Source organism: Streptomyces sp. NPDC044061, assembly GCF_056434305.1.
The window spans coordinates 196,854-215,655 of the sequence record NZ_JBWKFL010000016.1; the positions used below are offsets into that span (position 1 = coordinate 196,854).

The window sequence follows — 18,802 nt, forward strand, 5'->3', positions numbered from 1 at the left end:
GGCCGGAGCGGGCCATCCTAGGGCCGGAACGGGCCACCTGACCAGCGGTTTCCCAGACGTATACGGCAGTCCGGGAGGAATTCGCGGGGCAGCGTCTACGGCATTGTCGGTGCGGTGGTGTGCAATGGATCTCGTGCCCGCACTGGAAGAACCGCTGAAGCAACCACTGAAGTCGGTGCTCGGCCCCGCCACCGCGAAGGTGATGGCCGAGCACCTCGGCCTGCACACCGTGGGCGACCTCCTGCACCACTACCCGCGCCGGTACGAGGAGCGCGGGCAGCTCACCCACCTCGCCGACCTCCCCATGGAGGAGCATGTCACGGTGGTCGCCCAGGTCGCCGACGCCCGCCTGCACACCTTCGCCTCGGCCAAGGCGCCCCGGGGCAAGGGCCAGCGCCTGGAGGTCACGATCACCGACGGCAGCGGCCGCCTCCAACTGGTCTTCTTCGGCAACGGCGTGCACAAACCCCACAAGGAGCTGCTGCCGGGCACGCGGGCGATGTTCGCCGGCAAGGTCTCCGTCTTCAACCGCCGCCTCCAGCTCGCCCATCCTGCCTACGAGTTGCTTCGAGGCGACAGCGAGGAGACCGTCGAGACCTGGGCCGGCGCCCTGATCCCGATCTACCCGGCCACCGCCAAGCTGGAGTCCTGGAAGATCGGCAAGGCCGTCCAGACGGTGCTGCCCAGCGCCCAGGACGCCCTCGACCCGCTGCCGCCCTCCCTCCGCGAGGGCCGGGGACTGGTCACCCTCCCCGAGGCCCTGCTCAAGATCCACCGCCCGCACACCAAGGCCGACATCGCCGACGCCCGCGCCCGCCTCAAGTGGGACGAGGCGTTCGTCCTCCAGGTGGCCCTGGCCCGCCGCCGGTTCGCCGACACCCAACTCCCGGCCGTGGCGCGCAGGCCCGGTGCCGACGGCCTCCTGACGGCCTTCGACGACCGTCTGCCCTTCACCCTCACCGACGGCCAGCAGAAGGTCTCCAGGGAGATCTTCGACGACCTGGCGACGGAGCACCCGATGCACCGGCTCCTGCAGGGGGAGGTGGGTAGCGGGAAGGCTCAGCCGCTGGACTCGCTTGTGCTCACACCCGCCGGTTTCCGTCGGATGGGCGACGTGAAAGTGGGGGACGAGGTCATCGTGCCGGACGGGGAGGTCGGGCTGATCGACGGTGTCTTCCCGCAAGGAGAACGCGACGTCTGGCGCTTGGTGCTCTCCGACGGAAGTTCCGTCGAGTGCGACGACGAACATCTCTGGATCGTCGGTACGAGCTGCGGGCGGCACCGGGGCCGGACACCCGAGATCATGACGACTCGGGAAATCCGCCTGGACACGTTTGAGGCAAACGGATCCTCGAAGTGGTACATCCCGGCCGCAGCCCCCGTCGACCTCGGAGGCGACTCGGCGTTGCCGATGGATCCTTACCTGTTCGGCCTTCTCCTGGGGGACGGCTCCTTCCGCCACGACCTGCGTCTGTCCACGATCGACGACGAGATCCGCGATGCCGTGGCAGCCGCCGTGGCGCCAGAATGCCGGTTGGTGTCGGTGCAGGGCTCCCGTTGTGACTACACAATCCAGCTCGCACGACGTGTCGGCGGGGCCCGGAATCCAGTGATCCAAACCCTGCGCGATCTGGGCTTGTGGAACCTGACATCACACGACGAGTTCGTTCCTGAAGTGTTCAAGAACACGTCGATCAAAAACCGTCTCGCTGTGCTCCAGGGGCTTATGGACACCGACGGGACCGTCCACACGGGCGGCCTCAGTGCCTCATTCTGCTCCGCCTCGCGCAGGCTCGCGGACGACGTGGCCTGGCTGGTGCGCTCCCTGGGAGGCCGGGCGCGGGTCCTGCCGAAGCGGTCCGCGTTCAACGTCGCCGTTTCCCTGCCCGACGCCTACGCCCCGTTCAGGCTGACGCGCAAGGCTGAACAGGTGGGTCCCCGGCCGAAATACAACACCTTCCGACGCGGAATCCGCGCAGTCGAGTACGTGGGACGAAAGCCGGTCCAGTGCATCAGCGTCGCTCACCGGAGCCACGCGTACGTCACCGATCACTTCACAGTCACCCACAACACCATGGTGGCCCTGCGCGCCATGCTCGCCGTGGTCGACGCGGGCGGGCAGGCGGCCATGCTCGCGCCCACCGAGGTGCTCGCCCAGCAGCATCACCGGTCGATCGTCGAGATGATGGGCGAGCTGGCCGAGGGCGGCATGCTGGGCGGTGCCGAACACGCCACCAAGGTGGTGCTGCTCACCGGGTCCATGGGAGCCGCCGCGCGCCGTCAGGCGCTGCTCGATCTCGTCACCGCTGAGGCCGGGATCGTGATCGGCACGCACGCGTTGATCGAGGACAAGGTGCAGTTCCACGACCTCGGCCTGGTCGTCGTGGACGAACAGCACCGCTTCGGCGTCGAACAGCGCGACGCCCTGCGCGGGAAGGGCAAGCAGCCGCCGCACCTGCTGGTCATGACGGCCACCCCGATCCCGCGCACGGTCGCGATGACCGTCTTCGGTGACCTGGAGACCTCGGTGCTGGACCAACTCCCGGCCGGCCGCTCGCCGATCGCCACCCATGTGGTCCCCGCCGCCGACAAGCCCCACTTCCTGGCCCGCGCCTGGGAGCGGGTGCGCGAGGAGGTGGCGAACGGCCATCAGGCGTACGTCGTGTGCCCGCGGATCGGCGACGACGTCGACGAGGCGGACGGCCCGAGGAAAGCGAAGAAGTCCCCCGAGGACGAGGCCGAGAAGCGCCCGCCCCTCGCCGTCCTGGACGTGGCCGACCAACTGGGCCGCGGCCCCCTCCAGGGACTTTCGGTGGAGGTCCTCCACGGCCGTATGCATCCCGACGACAAGGACGCCGTCATGCGCCGCTTCGCGTCCGGCGAGACGGACGTCCTGGTCGCCACCACGGTCATCGAGGTCGGCGTCAACGTTCCCAACGCCACCGCCATGGTCATCATGGACGCCGACCGCTTCGGCGTCTCCCAGCTCCACCAGCTCCGCGGCCGCGTGGGCCGGGGATCGGCGCCCGGCCTCTGCCTCCTGGTCACCGAGATGCCCGAGGCCGGCGCGGCCCGCCAGCGCCTGAACGCCGTCGCCGCCACCCTCGACGGCTTCGAACTCTCCCGCATCGACCTCGAACAGCGGCGCGAGGGCGACGTCCTCGGCCAGGCCCAGTCCGGCGCCCGCTCCAGCCTCCGGGTCCTCGCGGTCATCGAGGACGAGGAGGTCATCGCGGAGGCGAGGGAGGAGGCCGCGGCGCTCGTCGCGGCCGACCCGGCCCTCGACCGCCTCCCGGGCCTGCGTACGGCCCTGGACGCCCTGTTGGACGAGGAGCGGGAGCAGTACCTGGACAAGGGGTGAAGCGTCCCTGTCCAGGGCCGCGTGGCCGTGTCGATGTGCGGCTCCGCCGCGCGGGCGCGAGCGACCGCGACGAACCTGCTGCCAAACTGAATCCGTAACCACCCCCGAACAAGGACCGAAGATGACCCGCGTGATCGCCGGCGCAGCCGGCGGACGGCGCCTCGCCGTCCCGCCAGGGACAGGCACCCGACCGACCTCCGACCGCGCCCGCGAAGGTCTCTTCTCCACCTGGCAGTCCCTGCTGGGCGGCCCCCTGGACGGCGAACGCATCCTCGACCTCTACGCAGGCTCGGGCGCCGTGGGCCTGGAGGCCCTGTCCCGAGGCGCGAGCCACACCCTCCTGGTCGAGGCGGACTCCCGCGCGGCGAAGATCGTCCGCGAGAACGTGAAGAGCCTGGGCCTGCCCGGCGCCGAGGTGAGAGCAGGCAAAGCGGAACAGATCATCAGAACGGCACCCCCTGCCGAACCGTACGACCTGGTCTTCCTCGACCCCCCGTACGCCGTCGGAGACGACGATCTTCGGGAGATTCTGCTCACACTCCGCACGGAGGGCTGGCTCACGGGCGAAGCCCTCGTCACCGTGGAGCGCAGCACCAGAGGCGGTGAATTCCGCTGGCCCGACGGCTTCGAGGCGATCCGGGCCCGCCGCTACGGCGAGGGAACGTTTTGGTACGGTCGCGCCGCCTCTACGTGCGAAGACGCACGATGACCGGACCGGAGAGCGAGGGATCACAAGTGCGCCGCGCCGTCTGTCCCGGGTCGTTCGACCCGATCACCAACGGACACCTCGACATCATTGCCCGCGCCTCCCGTCTGTACGACGAGGTCTATGTCGCGGTGATGATCAACCAGTCCAAGAAGGGCCTGTTCGAGATCGACGAGCGGATCGAGCTGATCCGCGAGGTCGCCGCCGAGTACGGCAACGTCCGGGTCGAGGCCTTCCACGGCCTCCTCGTCGACTTCTGCAAGCAGCGCGACATCCCGGCCATCGTCAAGGGCCTGCGCGCGGTCAGCGACTTCGACTACGAGCTGCAGATGGCCCAGATGAACATCGGGCTCACCGGCGTCGAGACGCTGTTCGTGCCGACCAACCCGACCTACAGCTTCCTGTCCTCCTCGCTCGTCAAGGAGGTCGCGGCCTGGGGCGGCGACGTCTCCCACCTGGTGCCTCCGCCCGTCCTCGAGGCCCTCAACAAGCGTCTGCGCAAGGACTGAACGGGCTACAGTCGTCCCGTCCGTCTCCAACACAGCTGTAGAGAGTGGCGAGCACAGGTGGACGTCCAGAAGAAGCTCGACGAGATCGTCTCCGCGGTCTCCGGCGCCCGGTCCATGCCGATGTCGGCCTCGTGCGTGGTCAACCGCGCCGAGCTGCTCGCGATGCTCGAAGAGGTGCGCCAGGCCCTGCCCGGCTCCCTCGCGCAGGCGCAGGAGCTGATCGGCGACCGGGAGCAGATGGTCGAGCAGGCCCGGCTGGAGGCCGAGCGGATCATCGGGAACGCGCACGCCGAGCGCGGCTCGCTGATCTCCGACACCGAGATCGCCCGCCGCTCCCAGGCCGAGGCCGACCGGATCCTCGCCGAGGCCCGCACCGAGGCCGAGGAGGTCCGCGCCGAGGCCGACGACTACGTCGACTCCAAGCTCGCCAACTTCGAGGTCGTCCTCACCAAGACCCTCGGCTCGGTCGGCCGCGGCCGCGAGAAGCTGCTCGGCACCGGACCCGGCCTGGACGAGAACGGCTACGAGGACGAGGACGCCCCCGAGCGCAGCCACGATCCGGAGACGCTGCGCCACAACGCCGACGCGTACGTCGACGTCAAGCTCGGCGCCTTCGAGGCGGTCCTCGCCAAGACCCTGGAGGCGGTCGGCCGCGGCCGGCAGAAGCTGCACGGCCGGATCGCCACCGACGACCTCGGCGCCCTCGCCGACGACACCACGACCTTCCAGCACTCCAGCGATGCGGACTACCTCGCCGACCTCGCGGCCCTCGCGGACACCCCGGCCGAGCGCCCGGCGCAACCGCGGCAGCCCGAGCCGCCGCAGCCGTCGTACGAGCCGCAGCCGGCCTATGCCTACCAGCAGCCCGACCCGTACGCGGGCTTCCCGCAGCAGCCCGACTACGCCCAGCAGGACCCGTACGGCTACCAGCAGGCCGACCCCTACGCCTCCACCACCGGCTACGCGGCGGGAGCTGCCCAATTCCAGGGCTACGACCAGCAGCAGGCCGTCTACGACCCGCAGCAGGCCCAGCACCAGCCCGAGGCCCAGCAGGGCTACGCCCTCGACGAGACCAGTCTCTTCGACACGAGCATGATCAGCGCGGAGCAGCTGCGCGCGTACGAACAGGGCCGGGGCCTGTAGCGAGGGACCGGATTGGGCCCTGAGCGAAAGGTCCAGTATCCTGGCTCTTCGGTCGCGCGTACGTCCGCGATCAACGCTGCCCGGGAACACCGTCGGGTGGCGTCCCTCCGAGTTTGAAGATCGAAAGCAGGAATGGCTTCCAACGCCCGCCTCGACCACCGCAACCCCCTCGTGTTCGACACGCACGAGCTGGGCCGGCGTCCTGGCGCGCTGCAGCGCCTGTCCCGCACGATCGACGCTCCCGCCGATCTCGGCATCCAGGGAGTCATCGGAGTGCCGGAAGGCGCCCCGGTGGAGCTCGAACTCCGGCTCGAGTCGGTCATGGAAGGTGTGCTCGTCACAGGCACCGCCCGTGCACAGGCCGAGGGGGAGTGCGTAAGGTGTCTGGAGCCGGTCGGGCTGGAGCTCGAAGCGGACTTCCAGGAGCTGTTCACGTACCCTGACGCCGACGACCGGGGCCGTGTGATCGCGGAACCGGGCGACGACGCCGAGGACGACGAGGACAGGTTCTTCCTCGAGGACGGACTGTTCGACCTCGAACCTCTGCTGCGCGATGCGGTGGTGCTCGCACTGCCGATGCAGCCGGTGTGCCAGGACGAATGCCCGGGCCTGTGCTCCGAGTGCGGAGCGCGGCTCGCGGACGACCGGGACCACCACCACGACGCCGTCGACATCCGTTGGGCGGCTTTGCAGGGACTCGCCGGTTCACTCGAAGACGGCGAGAAGGACGAGATGAGCGGCGCTGACGCGGAAGCGGGCGTCGACGAGAAGCAGGAGAAGTAGCCGTGGCTGTTCCGAAGCGGAAGATGTCGCGCAGCAACACGCGCCACCGCCGGTCGCAGTGGAAGGCTGCGGTCCCCACCCTGGTTGCGTGCGAGCGCTGCCACGAGCCCAAGCAGCAGCACATTGCGTGCCCGTCTTGCGGCACCTACAACAAGCGCCAGGTCCTCGAAGTCTGAGCGGGCTGGTGAGAGGCACTGTGTCCAGTCCCAAGAAGGCGGAAGACGCCAAGGCGGACGCACCCGCCAAGAAGAAGGCGGACAACCAGGCCTCGTCCCACACGCTTCTGGAAGGGCGGCTCGGCTACCGGCTCGAGTCCGCCCTTCTGGTGCGAGCGCTGACCCACCGTTCCTACGCGTACGAGAACGGCGGTCTGCCGACGAACGAGCGCCTGGAGTTCCTCGGGGACTCCGTCCTCGGCCTCGTCGTCACGGACACGCTGTACCGCATCCACCCTGACCTGCCCGAGGGCCAGCTGGCCAAGCTGCGGGCCGCGGTGGTCAACTCGCGTGCGCTGGCGGAGGTCGGGCGCGGACTCGACCTGGGCGCCTTCATCCGGCTCGGCCGCGGTGAAGAGGGCACGGGCGGCCGGGACAAGGCGTCCATTCTCGCCGACACCCTCGAAGCGGTGATCGGCGCGGTCTATCTCGACCAGGGCCTCGACGCGGCCTCCGAACTGGTGCACCGCCTGTTCGACCCGCTGATCGAGAAGTCCTCGAACCTCGGAGCCGGCCTGGACTGGAAGACCAGCCTCCAGGAGCTCACCGCGACCGAAGGCCTCGGCGTGCCCGAGTACCTGGTCACGGAGACCGGTCCCGATCACGAGAAGACCTTCACTGCTGCCGCCCGCGTCGGAGGCGTCTCGTACGGCACCGGCACCGGCCGCAGCAAGAAGGAGGCGGAGCAGCAGGCCGCCGAGTCCGCCTGGCGGTCCATCCGGGCCGCCGCGGACGAGCGAGCCAAGGCGGCCAAGGAGGCCGTCAAGGACGACACGTCGTCCGCGCCCGCCTGACCAGAGCGACACCCCGAGCGCCCGTGCGGAGCCTGTGCTCCGCACCGGGCGCTCGGTTCATCCCACCGGTCCGTACGGGGGTTTTCGATGCCCGAGTTGCCCGAGGTCGAGGTCGTCCGGCGCGGTCTGGAGCGGTGGGTCACCCACCGCACCGTCGCCGACGTCGAGGTGCTGCACCCGCGTGCCGTGCGCCGGCACATCGCGGGCGCCGACGACTTCGCGCACCGCCTCAAGGGCCATCACATCGGCACGCCCAGCCGGCGCGGCAAGTACCTGTGGCTGCCGCTGGAGGAGACGAACCAGTCCGTCCTGGCCCACCTCGGCATGAGCGGCCAGCTGCTGGTGCAGCCGCACGAGGCGCCGGACGAGAAGCACCTGCGCATCAGGGTCCGGTTCGCCGACGGCCTGGGCACCGAGCTGCGCTTCGTGGACCAGCGCACCTTCGGCGGCCTGTCGCTGCACGACAACACCACCGAGGGTCTGCCCGACGTCATCGCGCACATCGCCCGCGACCCCCTCGATCCGCTGTTCGACGACGAGGCCTTCCATCTGGCACTGCGCCGCAAGCGGACCACCATCAAGCGGGCCCTGCTGGACCAGTCGCTGATCAGCGGGGTCGGCAACATCTACGCGGACGAGGCCCTGTGGCGCGCCCGCATCCACTACGAGCGCCCGACGGCCAACTTCACCCGCCCGGTCACGGCCGGGCTCCTCGGACACGTCCGGGACGTGATGAACGCGGCCCTCGCCGTCGGCGGCACCAGCTTCGACAGCCTGTACGTCAACGTCAACGGGGAATCGGGCTACTTCGACCGCTCCCTGGACGCGTACGGCCGCGAGGGCATGCCCTGCAAACGGTGCGGTACGCCCATGCGACGGCGTTCCTGGATGAACCGGTCCAGCTACTTCTGCCCGACGTGTCAGAGGCCGCCGCGCGTCTCGTCGTAACGCGCGCGGGCCGCGAGGACGTCGTCCATCGAGCCCTCCACGCAGTGGATGAGGGCGAGCAGCCGTTCGGCGACCTGGCGGCCCAGGGGAGTCAGTTCGTAGTCCACGCGAGGTGGGTTGGTCGGCTGCGCCTCGCGGTGCACCAGGCCGTCGCGCTCCAGCGCGTGCAGGGTCTGGGACAGCATCTTCTCGCTCACGCCGTCGACACGGCGGCGCAGCTCGTTGAAGCGCAGCGAGCCCTCGTGCAGCGCTCCGAGCGTCAGCCCGCCCCAGCGGCCCGTGACGTGCTCCAGCGTGCCGCGCGACGGGCAGGCCTTGGCGAACACGTCGTAGGCGAGGTCGTCCTGCTGCTCCTGGGTCATGCCGGTCATGGCCCAAGCGTACGCGAGCGCAGCGCTTACCGGTAGCTTGCACTAACCAGAAGTTAGTGCTTTCCTTTGGTCATCGCTTTTGAGCTGCACGCTCGGGCTGTTTCCGCGCATTCAAGGAGCCATCATCGTGACCACCCCTGTCGTGTCCATCGCCTACCACTCCGGCTACGGCCACACCGCCGTGCTCGCCGAGGCCGTTCGCGCCGGTGCCGCCGAGGCCGGTGCCGAGGTGCACCTGATCAAGGTCGACGAGATCACCGACGAGCAGTGGGAGACGCTCGACCGCTCCGACGTGATCGTCTTCGGCTCGCCCACCTACATGGGCACCGCGTCCGGCGCCTTCCACGTCTTCGCCGAGGCATCCTCCAAGCGCTGGTTCGGCCAGGACTGGAAGGACAAGCTGGCGGCCGGCTTCACCAACTCCGGTTCCAAGAGCGGCGACAAGCTGCACACGCTGCAGTTCTTCCAGATCCTCGCCGGCCAGCACGGCATGCACTGGGTCAACCTCGGCCTGCACCCGGGCTGGAACAACAGCGAGGGCTCCGAGCACGACCTGAACCGTCTCGGCGTCTTCGCGGGCGCGGCCGCCCAGACCAACGTGGACGAGGGGCCGGAGGGTGTCCACAAGGCCGACGTGGCCACGGCCGAGCACCTGGGACGCCGGGTGACGGAGACGGCACGTGTGTTCGCCCAGGGGCGTGCGGCAGCGTGACGGGCTCGGCGCCCGGCGAACCCGGTCGGTAGCGAAAGAGGCCTCAGGGGCAACCCTGGGGCCGCCCCCCGTCGCACCTCGGCGAATTTGACAAGCCCGAGGGGCCGATCTGGAATTGATATGTGGGGATGCGGGAGGTGGCTCTCGTGGCACCCGACGACGGAGTACTGGACCGGGATCACGATGTAGCGGGATGTTCCAGGTCGTCATTCTGGCAGCGCACCTCGGCACACATCGCTGAACTCCAATCGCAGCTCAACAGGCTGCGAGCCCTCGAACTCGACGCACCGGCCCAGCAGATCGCCGACAAGGCGGACACGCATCTGCGCACCGCAAGGCAGGCCGCGGACCGCACCAAAACGCCCTGGTCCGTTTTCACCGGTTCCGACATTGATCGGGCATTTGCCAATATGCACAGAGCGGAAGCGAAAATCCTCCGCCTGACCCCGGTGGAGGAACTCGCCGAGTGGGGTCCGTTCGTGCTTGCCACGGCCCGGCAGCATCTGGGCAGGGAGGACGCGCGCCTGCGGAAGCTGGAGGAGCGCCTCAAGTCCAACGGGCACAAGCTCAATCAGGACATGCGGGAACTGGCGGTCACCACGCTGCTGGCAGCGCACGCCGCCGAGGAACTCGAGCGCGCCAGGGCTCGGAGCTTCCGGAACATCCTCTTCGCCTCGATCGTGGCGACGGGTGCCATCGCATGTCTTTTCGTCTTCTGGGGATACCGGGATCCGGCGGCGATCGTGAGCAACGTGTGCTTCGAGCCGAATCCGGACAAAGGCTTGGTCTGCCCTATCGGGGGTGCTCCTTCGGGGCGGGACCTGTTACTGGTGGAATGCTTCGGGGCAGGCGCCGCCGCGTTCGCCGCCGCGATTTCCCTGCGGAACATCCAGGGAACCTCGACCCCCTATTCCGTACCCCTGGGCCTTGTCATCCTCCGGCTGCCCGTCGGAGCTCTGGCCGCCCTGATGGGCCTGGTACTCATACACGGCGGCTTCATTCCGGGACTGTCGAATCTGGACAGCGGCCCCCAGATCATCGCGTGGGCCATCATCTTCGGCATCGCACAAGAGGCGGTGACCCGGCTGGTGGATCAGCAGGGCTCGGCCGTCCTGGACAATGTCCGCGGCCCTGGGCGTGGCTTCGCAAAATAACGCGCGCCGCACAAGGGCTCGTCGCGGTCAGGCCCGCCTCGTCTCCCTCACCGGTGAGGTCATCTCGCCCGGCACCGTCCAGCACTCGGGCCCACCACCCTGGCGGGGCCAGACCTCCGGACCGCCGCCGTGCCACTCGATGAGGTCCGAGTCGACCACGTCCAGCTCGTCCCCGCCCACCAGCCCGGTCCGTCGCAGGAACAGTGTCAGTTCGTGCAACGAATACGCCGTGCCCAGGATCTCGTCACCGAGGCACACGCGACGGCCCCCTGATCCGCAGGGTGCCTCCACGATCGCCGAGCGCTCGACCATGGGCTCAGCTTCTCACCAGTCGAGGCCCGCCCGCATGTCCGAGGGGACGGCGTCGATCCGGGAGACAGCCTGCGTATCCCTCTGACCTGCGGTTCTCTCAGTATCCGAAGAAGTGAGGGCGGGGCTTCTGATCTGGGGCCGTTGCTCCCCGTCGGCCACTTCTCGATGGGGCACGCTGGAGGTACGGGCGGCCTCCATCCGCCGCACGGCCAACGGCCCCTGACCGGTCAAGTCGGCCAGGGGCCGTCGTCGGCGGTGCGTCGGTGTCGGTCAGGGCTGAGGTGCCACCGCCACCCACTGCGAGGCGGGCAGCTGCCCTTGTGCCGGGGCGGGACACACGAGGGCGTTGTTGGCCGAGCAGTGCAGGGTGTAGACCGTGCCGCCCTGGGTGATGATCTTGTAGAACGCGTCGTTGCCCTGGGCGTCCACCGAGACGCCGCAGACCGTGGAGTTCGTGGGGAAGCCGGCGATCGTGCTGAGGTCGGTCCAGCCGGGAGTGTTGGCCGGGCCCGAGACGATGTTCGGGTTGTCCGGGTTGTTGCCGTTCGTGGTGCGTCTACCGGCGAACGGCACCCCGCTTCTGAGCGCGGCAAGGAACTGCTCGTTGCCGTTCGGCTTCGTCGAGTCCACGCCGGTACCGCACGCGGTCGCGCTCGCCGTCACGGTCACGGTTGCGGTCACGGTCGGGGTGGCGGTCACGGTTTTTGTCACGGTAACGGTCGGTCTGGCGGTCTTGGTCGGGCAGTCGCCGCCTCGGCGTGCCGGCTTGTCGTGGTCGCAGTGGGGGTCGGTGGCGTACACCGCGCCCTTCTGGGAGGTCATGCCGGCGGCGACCGCCACCGCGGGGGTCCCTACTGCGACCGTCACCGCCGTCGCAATCGCGGCGAGCTTGCGAAGTTTCTTGAACCCGCCTTGAGGTGCCGGCTCAAGCAGTGAGGTCGTCCTGTGTTCAGGACTCATGTGGGTGCTCCTTGTTCCACGAGTCTCGGGTGGTTCCCCGAGTCCGATCGCGAGCTTGACCGGAGCACGCTGGAGCAGAGGCGTAGTTGGATGGAAACACGCGCATAGATCAACAAAACGGACTAGACGCTTGGTGCTACCCCGCCACGAAGATCGCGCCTCCCTGGAAGAACCTCGACGGTCCGCCCGTCACGGCGTCGCTGATCTTCACCGGGTCCATGGGCTTGGCGCTGGATCGGAACCGCTTCAACGGGACCGGGACCCGGGCCGCCGTGGATCGCGTGTTTCGCGGATGACGAGCCCACGGATGACGGCCCGGACACGGTCCAGGAGGGCTACTAGCCCTCTGACCTGCGACTTTCTCAGTAACCGAAGTCCTGCGTCCACCAAGGCCCGCCGGAGCCGAAGTGCACGCCCACACCCAGGGTCTTGAAGTCGCAGTTCAGTACGTTGGCGCGGTGGCCGGGGCTGTTCATCCAGGCGTCCATCACCGCCGCCGCGTCGGCCTGGCCGCGGGCTATGTTCTCGCCGCCGAGGCCGGTTATGCCCGCCTTCGCGGCCCGGTCCCAGGGGGTGGCCCCGTTCGGGTCGGTGTGGTCGAAGAAGTTCCGCGCGGCCATGTCGCCACTGAAGGCCTCGGCCAGCCTGGTCAGCGAGGAGTTCGCCGCCAGCGCGCTGCAGCCGACCTTCGCCCGCTCCTCGTTGACGAGCCTGAGCACCTCCGCCTCGGCGGCCGCCGCACGCGACACCGTCACCGGCGTCGAGCTCGCCGCCGGGGCCTTGGTCGCCTTGCGCGGCGGAGTGGTCTTCGGCTTGCCGGCCGTGGCGGCCGGTGCCGGCCTCTTCGAGGGCGCCTTCGGCGGCGTCTGCGAAGGGGTCCTCGTGGGGGTGGGGGAGGCCGAGGCGGACTTGGAGGCGGAGGCCGAGGGGGTCCGGGCCGGGGCCGGCGCGGACGAGTGACCGGTGCCGGCGCTCGTGGCGGAGCCGCCGACCGGGCTGTTCGCGGTCCCCGAGGTGCCGCCCTGCTCGGCGGCCGTGTTGCTGGGGGAGCCCCCGGCCTGCACCCGGTCGCCGCCGGTGGTGTGCGAACTGCCGCCCAGCTGGTAGTTGTCCAGACCGGGCACCATGCCCGTGGCCACCGCGGCCGTACCCGCCAGGGCCACGGCGGCGGATATCCCGAGCAGGCTGGAGCGCACCGGCTTCGCGACCTTCCTCCGGCGCCGGTCGCCGGAGGAGGGATCGCCGTCCGGAGTGAAGCCGCCCCCGCCGAAGGCGGCCGACGACTCGTCGTCGACCGCGTACAGGTAGGCCGTGCTCCTGGCGTTGGTCTCGGAGTACGCCTCAGGGTTCAGATACGGCGCGATGCCCCTCGGGGGGCGGCCACCCGCGTACGAGTCCTGGGGATCCTCGCCGCCCGTCACCGAGCCGTACGTGTGCGTGACCCCCGTGGCGCGGCCCTTGGCGGCGCGGCCGGCGGCGGTGCGTCGGTGGCGTCCCATGTCCTTGCCTTCTTCCTCGTCTCGCGGTCGACCCGGTGCCTGTGGCGGTGACTCCTTCTGGCCAACCGAACTCACTCGATCGAGTGAGTTTCATATGAGATTCATTGGGTCCGGACGGTACCCCATGCCGCTGGGGGAGGAAGTGTTCCGCGCGACATCGGCCGGTTAGGTTGCCCCCATGAGCGAGGATGTTCGACTGGTCGCCTGGGTACGCGGACGCGTCCAAGGTGTGGGTTTCCGCTGGTTCACGCGGGCCAAGGCGCTGGAGATCGGCGGCCTGAGTGGTTTTGCTCTCAATTTGGGAGACGGTCGCGTCCAGGTGGTCGCGGAGGGGTCGCGCGGCGGCTGCGAGGGACTGCTGGACTGGCTCCAGGGTGGCGACACGCCCGGACGCGTGGACGGTGTCACCGAGATCTGGGACACACCCCGGGGCGGCTACGACGGCTTCGCCATCCGCTGAACCGATTCTGTAAAGCCGCGCAGGCCGACTGGCGGTCAGCTGCCACAGGCACATGCCCGAAGCAGAAATGAGCTGGTGGTTGCCAAGAAGGTCGCGGCGTGGCAGGCTCCGCTGGAACAGCTGATCGTCACGCCCTGAGGGCCCCGCAGAAGCAGCAGCGCCGCCGTCCGCCGGCCGCGCGCGCCGGGTTTGCCCACCAATACAGGGTGTGATCGTGTTGACCGTCAAACTTTTTGGTGAGACGCTGAAAGCCCCGCGCACCTTAGCTGTTTGGCATGTAAGAACCGCAGAGCAACACTCGAGTGTGCCAAGCACCGCGGGTGCGAATCCCTCACGACCCACACCGCATCGGTCGGTCACTCAGTGTGGAGGACCATCCATCATGGCAAAGGCGCTTCTCGGTTACGTCGGCGGCTCCGACCCTCGACTCCTCGCCGAGATGCGACGGCTCCAGCAGCGCGTACAGGACCTGGAATCCGAGCTCGTACGGATCCAGGCGGAGAACGAAGCGCTCACGGCTGCCGCCTCTCAGGACAGGATCATGGAGAGCATCGACGCACACCAGGCGGAGCCTGCGCTCACCTGATCGCTGCATCAGCTCCACGACAGCAGTCGCAGTGGTTGGGCGGCCAAATATCAACCGCACAGTTGTCAGACGGCTGAAACCCGGTCGTCAGAGTTGCAAGGGACGCTTCGGCGTCCCTTCTTTCTTTCCCCCGCGCATCCTTTCACCTTCTTTAACGTCTGGTGTGCCCTGCATGTTCAATGGCGAAACCGTGAGGTTGCGAGTGTTCGTGGAGTGAGATAGCGGGGGCAGGTAGAGTCCACCGGCGTGCACCTCAAGGCCCTGACCCTTCGCGGGTTCAAGTCGTTCGCCTCGGCGACCACGCTCCGGTTCGAACCGGGGATCACGTGTGTCGTCGGACCGAACGGCTCGGGCAAGTCCAACGTCGTGGACGCGCTCAGCTGGGTCATGGGCGAGCAGGGCGCCAAGTCGCTGCGCGGCGGCAAGATGGAGGACGTCATCTTCGCCGGCACCACGGGGCGTCCGCCGCTGGGCCGTGCCGAGGTGTCCCTGACCATCGACAACTCCGACGGGGCGCTGCCCATCGAGTACGCCGAGGTCACCATCACGCGGATCATGTTCCGCAACGGCGGCAGCGAGTACCAGATCAACGGTGACACCTGCCGTCTTCTGGACATCCAGGAACTGCTCTCCGACTCGGGCATCGGCCGCGAGATGCACGTCATCGTCGGACAGGGCCAGCTCGACTCCGTGCTGCACGCGGACCCGATGGGCCGCAGGGCCTTCATCGAAGAGGCCGCGGGCGTGCTGAAGCACCGCAAGCGCAAGGAGAAGGCGCTGCGCAAGCTGGACGCGATGCAGGCCAACCTCGCGCGCGTGCAGGACCTCACCGACGAGCTGCGACGCCAGCTGAAGCCGCTCGGCCGTCAGGCGGCGGTCGCGCGCCGGGCCGCTGTCATCCAGGCGGATCTGCGCGATGCCCGCCTGCGGCTGCTCGCCGACGACCTCGTACGACTGCGCGAGGCACTGAAGGCCGAGATCGCCGACGAGGCGGCCCTGAAGGAGCGCAAGGAAGCCGCCGAGCAGGAGCTGAAGAAGGCGCTGCAGCGGGAGGCGCTGCTGGAGGACGAGGTACGCCGGCTCACGCCGCGCCTCCAGCGGGCCCAGCAGACCTGGTACGAGCTGTCGCAGCTGGCCGAACGGGTGCGGGGCACCGTTTCGCTGGCGGAGGCCAGGGTCAAGAGCGCCACCTCCGCGCCCCCCGAGGAGCGGCGCGGCCGCGACCCTGAGGACATGGAGCGCGAGGCCGCCCGCATCCGTGAGCAGGAGGCCGAGCTCGAGGCGGCGCTCGAGGCGGCCCAGCGGGCGCTCGACGACACGGTCGCCCACCGCGCCGAGCTGGAGCGCGAGCTCGCTGTCGAGGAACGCCGGCTGAAGGACGTCGCCCGCGCCATCGCCGACCGCCGCGAGGGCCTGGCCCGTCTCTCCGGCCAGGTCAACGCGGCCCGCTCGCGCGCGGCGTCGGCCCAGGCCGAGATCGACCGGCTGGCCGCCGCCCGCGACGAGGCACAGGAGCGCGCCGCCGGGGCCCAGGAGGAGTACGAGGCCCTGAAGGCCGAGGTCGACGGCCTCGACGCCGACGACGTGGAGCTGTCGGAGCAGCACGAGGCGGCCAGGCAGCAGCTCACCGAGGCCGAGTCCACGTTGAGCGAGGCCCGCGAGGCCGCCACCGCCGCCGAACGCAGGCGCGCCGCGACCCAGGCGCGCCACGAGGCGCTGGCGCTGGGCCTCAGGCGCAAGGACGGCACCGGCATACTGCTCGGCGCCCGGGACCGGCTCACCGGAGTCCTCGGTCCGGCGGCGGAGTTGCTGACGGTGGCCCCGGGCTACGAGGTATCCCTGGCCGCCGCCTTCGGCGCGGCAGCGGACGCGATCGCCGTGACGACCCCGGCATCGGCGGCCGAGGCGATCAGACTGCTGCGCAAACAGGACGGAGGCCGCGCGGCCCTCCTTCTGTCCCTCCCCCCGGAGGACTCGCCCGGCGCCCCTGCACCGGCGAACGGCCACCCGTCCGGATCGGGCACGCCGGGCGGCGTGGCCCCTGCCCCGGATGCCGCCGGCGGCCCGGGTCGGACCGCTGCCGAGGGTGCCGCCGGTACGTGGGCGGCCGGGGCCGGTTCGCCGGGTGGGGACGTGGCCGGCCTCGGCGGAGGGCCGGGGGACGGCCGCTCGGGCGGTGCGGGCTTTGACCCGGACGCGGGCCGGAGTGGTGCCGAGGGCGCCGCGAGTACGTGGGCGGCCGGGGCCGGTTCGCGGAGCGGGAACGTGGCCGACCTCGGCCGTGGGCCGGGGGACGGCCGCCCGGGCGGTGACGTGAACGCTGCCCCCTATGCCGTCGGCGGCCCGGGTCGGACGGGTGCCGAAGGCGCCCTGGGACCGTCGGCGGACGGGAACGGTGCGGCGGCCGGTCCCGTGGAAGTGCCTGGGAGCAGCCGCCCCGCCCAAGTGCCCTTCGCGGCCGACCTCGTTCGTGGACCCGTCGAACTCATGCCCGCCGTACGCCGGCTGCTGCGCGGGATCGTCGTCGTGGGGACGCTCGAGGACGCCGAGGATCTGGTCTACGCCCACCCCGGGCTGACGGCCGTCACCGCCGAGGGCGACCTGCTCGGTGCGCACTTCGCGCACGGTGGGTCGGCCGGCGCGCCCAGCCTCCTCGAGGTGCAGGCGTCCGTGGACGAGGCCGCCGCCGAGCTGGCCGAGCTGGCGGTGCGGTGCGAGGAGCTGTCCGAGGCGCAGCGGGTCGCGGCCGAGCGGCGCAGGGACTCGGCCGCGCTGGTGGAGGAGCTGGGGGAGCGGCGCCGGGCCGCCGACCGGGAGAAATCGGCCGTGGCCCAGCAGCTCGGCCGGCTCGCCGGGCAGGCGCGGGGAGCGGCGGGGGAGGCCGAGCGGTCGGCCGCGGCGGCCGCACGCGCGCAGGAAGCGCTGGAGAAGGCCGTACAGGAGGCCGAGGAACTGGCCGAACGGCTGGCCGTGGCCGAGGAGATGCCGGTGGAGGAGGAGCCGGACACCTCGGTGCGGGACCGGCTCGCGGCCGACGGCGCCAACGCGCGGCAGACCGAGATGGAGGCCCGGCTTCAGGCACGTACGCACGAGGAGCGGGTCAAGGGGCTCGCCGGACGCGCCGACTCCCTGGACCGGGCAGCCCGCGCGGAGCGCGAGGCGCGCGCGCGTGCGGAGCAGCGGCGGGCCCGGCTGCGGCACGAGGCCGCCGTCGCCGAGGCCGTCGCCTCCGGTGCCCGGCAGCTGCTCGCCCATGTCGAGGTGTCCCTGGGCAGGGCCGAGCGGGAGCGCGCCGCCGCCGAGGCGGCCAAGGCCCTGCGCGAGCAGGAGCTGACCGCCGCCCGCAACGCGGGGCGTGAACTCAAGGCCGAGCTCGACAAGTTGACGGATTCAGTTCACCGGGGCGAGGTACTCGGCGCCGAGAAGCGGCTGCGGATCGAGCAGCTGGAGGCCAAGGCGCTGGAGGAGCTGGGTGTCGAACCGGCGGGGCTCATGGCGGAGTACGGCCCGCACCAGCTCGTGCCGCCCTCGCTCCCCGCCGAGGGCGAGGAACTGCCCGAGGACCCCGAGCACCCGCGCAACCGGCCCAGGCCCTTCGTGCGCGCCGAGCAGGAGAAGCGGCTCAAGGCCGCCGAGCGGGCGTACCAGCAGCTGGGCAAGGTCAACCCGCTGGCGCTGGAGGAGTTCGCGGCGCTGGAGGAGCGGCACAAGTTCCTCAGCGAGCAGCTGGAGGACCTGAAGAAGACCCGCGCCGACCTGCTGCAGGTGGTGAAGGAGGTCGACGAGCGCGTGGAGCAGGTGTTCACGGAGGCCTACCGGGACACCGCCCGCGAGTTCGAGGGCGTCTTCAGCCGGTTGTTCCCGGGCGGCGAGGGACGGCTCGTCCTCACCGACCCCGACAACATGCTCACCACGGGCGTGGACGTCGAGGCCCGGCCGCCGGGCAAGAAGGTCAAGCGGCTTTCCCTGCTGTCGGGCGGCGAGCGGTCACTGACCGCCGTGGCGCTGCTGGTGTCGATCTTCAAGGCCCGGCCGAGCCCGTTCTACGTCATGGACGAGGTCGAGGCCGCCCTGGACGACACCAACCTCCAGCGGCTGATCCGGATCATGCAGGAGCTGCAGGAGGCCTCGCAGCTGATCGTGATCACGCACCAGAAGCGCACGATGGAGGTCGCCGACGCGCTCTACGGCGTCTCCATGCAGGGCGACGGTGTGTCGAAGGTCATCTCCCAGCGCCTTCGCTGACCCGTGTGGTCTGCATCTATCCCGACCTGCGCTTCTTGATTGCT

Annotated in this window: 17 protein-coding genes; 13 read left to right on the forward strand and 4 right to left on the reverse strand. The window is 70.0% G+C overall.

All coding sequences use genetic code 11. From position 1 onward, the window contains the following. The first annotated feature begins 124 nt into the window (after positions 1 to 124). The 8 genes from AC07CM_RS26590 (at position 125) to mutM (ending at position 8,459) form a co-directional block, all read left to right on the forward strand. Positions 125 to 3,361, forward strand: coding sequence for a helicase-related protein (locus tag AC07CM_RS26590; RefSeq protein ID WP_478878944.1), 3,237 nt, complete (start codon positions 125 to 127; stop codon positions 3,359 to 3,361). Between the two features lie 121 nt (positions 3,362 to 3,482). Further along, positions 3,483 to 4,070 carry a 16S rRNA (guanine(966)-N(2))-methyltransferase RsmD gene (rsmD, locus tag AC07CM_RS26595; protein WP_478878945.1) on the forward strand — a complete coding sequence of 196 codons (588 nt, stop codon included), beginning with the start codon at positions 3,483 to 3,485 and terminating at the stop codon, positions 4,068 to 4,070. Positions 4,071 to 4,096: 26 nt separating this feature from the next. Continuing rightward, a complete protein-coding gene (gene coaD / locus AC07CM_RS26600) occupies positions 4,097 to 4,576 on the forward strand; it encodes a pantetheine-phosphate adenylyltransferase (protein WP_478878983.1) in 480 nt (159 codons plus the stop codon). 57 nt (positions 4,577 to 4,633) lie between these two features. Next, positions 4,634 to 5,719 carry an ATP synthase F0 subunit B gene (locus AC07CM_RS26605; RefSeq protein ID WP_478878946.1) on the forward strand — a complete coding sequence of 362 codons (1,086 nt, stop codon included), beginning with the start codon at positions 4,634 to 4,636 and terminating at the stop codon, positions 5,717 to 5,719. A gap of 132 nt (positions 5,720 to 5,851) precedes the next feature. Beyond that, positions 5,852 to 6,502 (forward strand): YceD family protein, encoded by a 651-nt coding sequence (locus tag AC07CM_RS26610; RefSeq protein WP_478878947.1) that lies wholly within the window; start codon positions 5,852 to 5,854, stop codon positions 6,500 to 6,502. Positions 6,503 to 6,504: 2 nt separating this feature from the next. Further along, positions 6,505 to 6,678 (forward strand): 50S ribosomal protein L32, encoded by a 174-nt coding sequence (gene rpmF / locus AC07CM_RS26615; RefSeq protein WP_003951102.1) that lies wholly within the window; start codon positions 6,505 to 6,507, stop codon positions 6,676 to 6,678. A gap of 8 nt (positions 6,679 to 6,686) precedes the next feature. Beyond that, on the forward strand, positions 6,687 to 7,511 hold the full coding sequence (rnc, locus tag AC07CM_RS26620; protein ID WP_478878948.1) for a ribonuclease III: 825 nt from the start codon (positions 6,687 to 6,689) through the stop codon (positions 7,509 to 7,511). An 87-nt stretch (positions 7,512 to 7,598) separates the two neighbouring features. Then, positions 7,599 to 8,459: a bifunctional DNA-formamidopyrimidine glycosylase/DNA-(apurinic or apyrimidinic site) lyase gene (gene mutM, locus AC07CM_RS26625; protein ID WP_478878949.1), complete on the forward strand. Its 861-nt coding sequence runs from the start codon at positions 7,599 to 7,601 to the stop codon at positions 8,457 to 8,459. On the opposite strand, the gene AC07CM_RS26630 is transcribed toward mutM, so the two are convergent. Further along, positions 8,432 to 8,830, reverse strand: coding sequence for a winged helix-turn-helix transcriptional regulator (locus AC07CM_RS26630; protein WP_478878950.1), 399 nt, complete (start codon positions 8,828 to 8,830; stop codon positions 8,432 to 8,434). The two genes, mutM and AC07CM_RS26630, sit on opposite strands and share 28 nt — an antisense overlap. 127 nt (positions 8,831 to 8,957) lie before the next feature. On the opposite strand from AC07CM_RS26630, the gene AC07CM_RS26635 reads away from it, so the two are divergent. Continuing rightward, positions 8,958 to 9,542, forward strand: coding sequence for a flavodoxin family protein (locus tag AC07CM_RS26635; RefSeq protein ID WP_478878951.1), 585 nt, complete (start codon positions 8,958 to 8,960; stop codon positions 9,540 to 9,542). A 146-nt stretch (positions 9,543 to 9,688) separates the two neighbouring features. Further along, the gene (locus tag AC07CM_RS26640) at positions 9,689 to 10,696 is read left to right on the forward strand and encodes a hypothetical protein (RefSeq protein WP_478878952.1); all 1,008 of its coding nucleotides are present in this window, start codon (positions 9,689 to 9,691) and stop codon (positions 10,694 to 10,696) included. Positions 10,697 to 10,723: 27 nt separating this feature from the next. Here the strand turns inward: AC07CM_RS26640 and AC07CM_RS26645 are convergent, their stop codons facing one another. The 3 genes from AC07CM_RS26645 to AC07CM_RS26655 form a co-directional block, all read right to left on the reverse strand. After that, the gene (locus AC07CM_RS26645) at positions 10,724 to 11,008 is read right to left on the reverse strand and encodes a hypothetical protein (RefSeq protein WP_478878953.1); all 285 of its coding nucleotides are present in this window, start codon (positions 11,006 to 11,008) and stop codon (positions 10,724 to 10,726) included. 270 nt (positions 11,009 to 11,278) lie between these two features. After that, entirely contained in the window at positions 11,279 to 11,968 is a 690-nt protein-coding gene (locus AC07CM_RS26650) for a hypothetical protein (RefSeq protein WP_478878954.1), read from the reverse strand. Positions 11,969 to 12,330: 362 nt separating this feature from the next. Beyond that, entirely contained in the window at positions 12,331 to 13,467 is a 1,137-nt protein-coding gene (locus AC07CM_RS26655) for a CAP domain-containing protein (RefSeq protein ID WP_478878955.1), read from the reverse strand. A 178-nt stretch (positions 13,468 to 13,645) separates the two neighbouring features. Here AC07CM_RS26655 and AC07CM_RS26660 point away from each other — a divergent pair, with 178 nt between their 5' ends. The 3 genes from AC07CM_RS26660 (at position 13,646) to AC07CM_RS26670 (ending at position 18,758) form a co-directional block, all read left to right on the forward strand. After that, complete coding sequence (locus tag AC07CM_RS26660) at positions 13,646 to 13,927, forward strand: acylphosphatase (RefSeq protein WP_478878956.1); 282 nt, start codon at positions 13,646 to 13,648, stop codon at positions 13,925 to 13,927. A 382-nt stretch (positions 13,928 to 14,309) separates the two neighbouring features. Next, the gene (locus AC07CM_RS26665) at positions 14,310 to 14,513 is read left to right on the forward strand and encodes a hypothetical protein (protein WP_014675251.1); all 204 of its coding nucleotides are present in this window, start codon (positions 14,310 to 14,312) and stop codon (positions 14,511 to 14,513) included. Between the two features lie 246 nt (positions 14,514 to 14,759). After that, positions 14,760 to 18,758, forward strand: a complete 3,999-nt coding sequence (locus tag AC07CM_RS26670; RefSeq protein ID WP_478878957.1) for an AAA family ATPase — start codon at positions 14,760 to 14,762, stop codon at positions 18,756 to 18,758. Positions 18,759 to 18,802 lie beyond the last annotated feature (44 nt).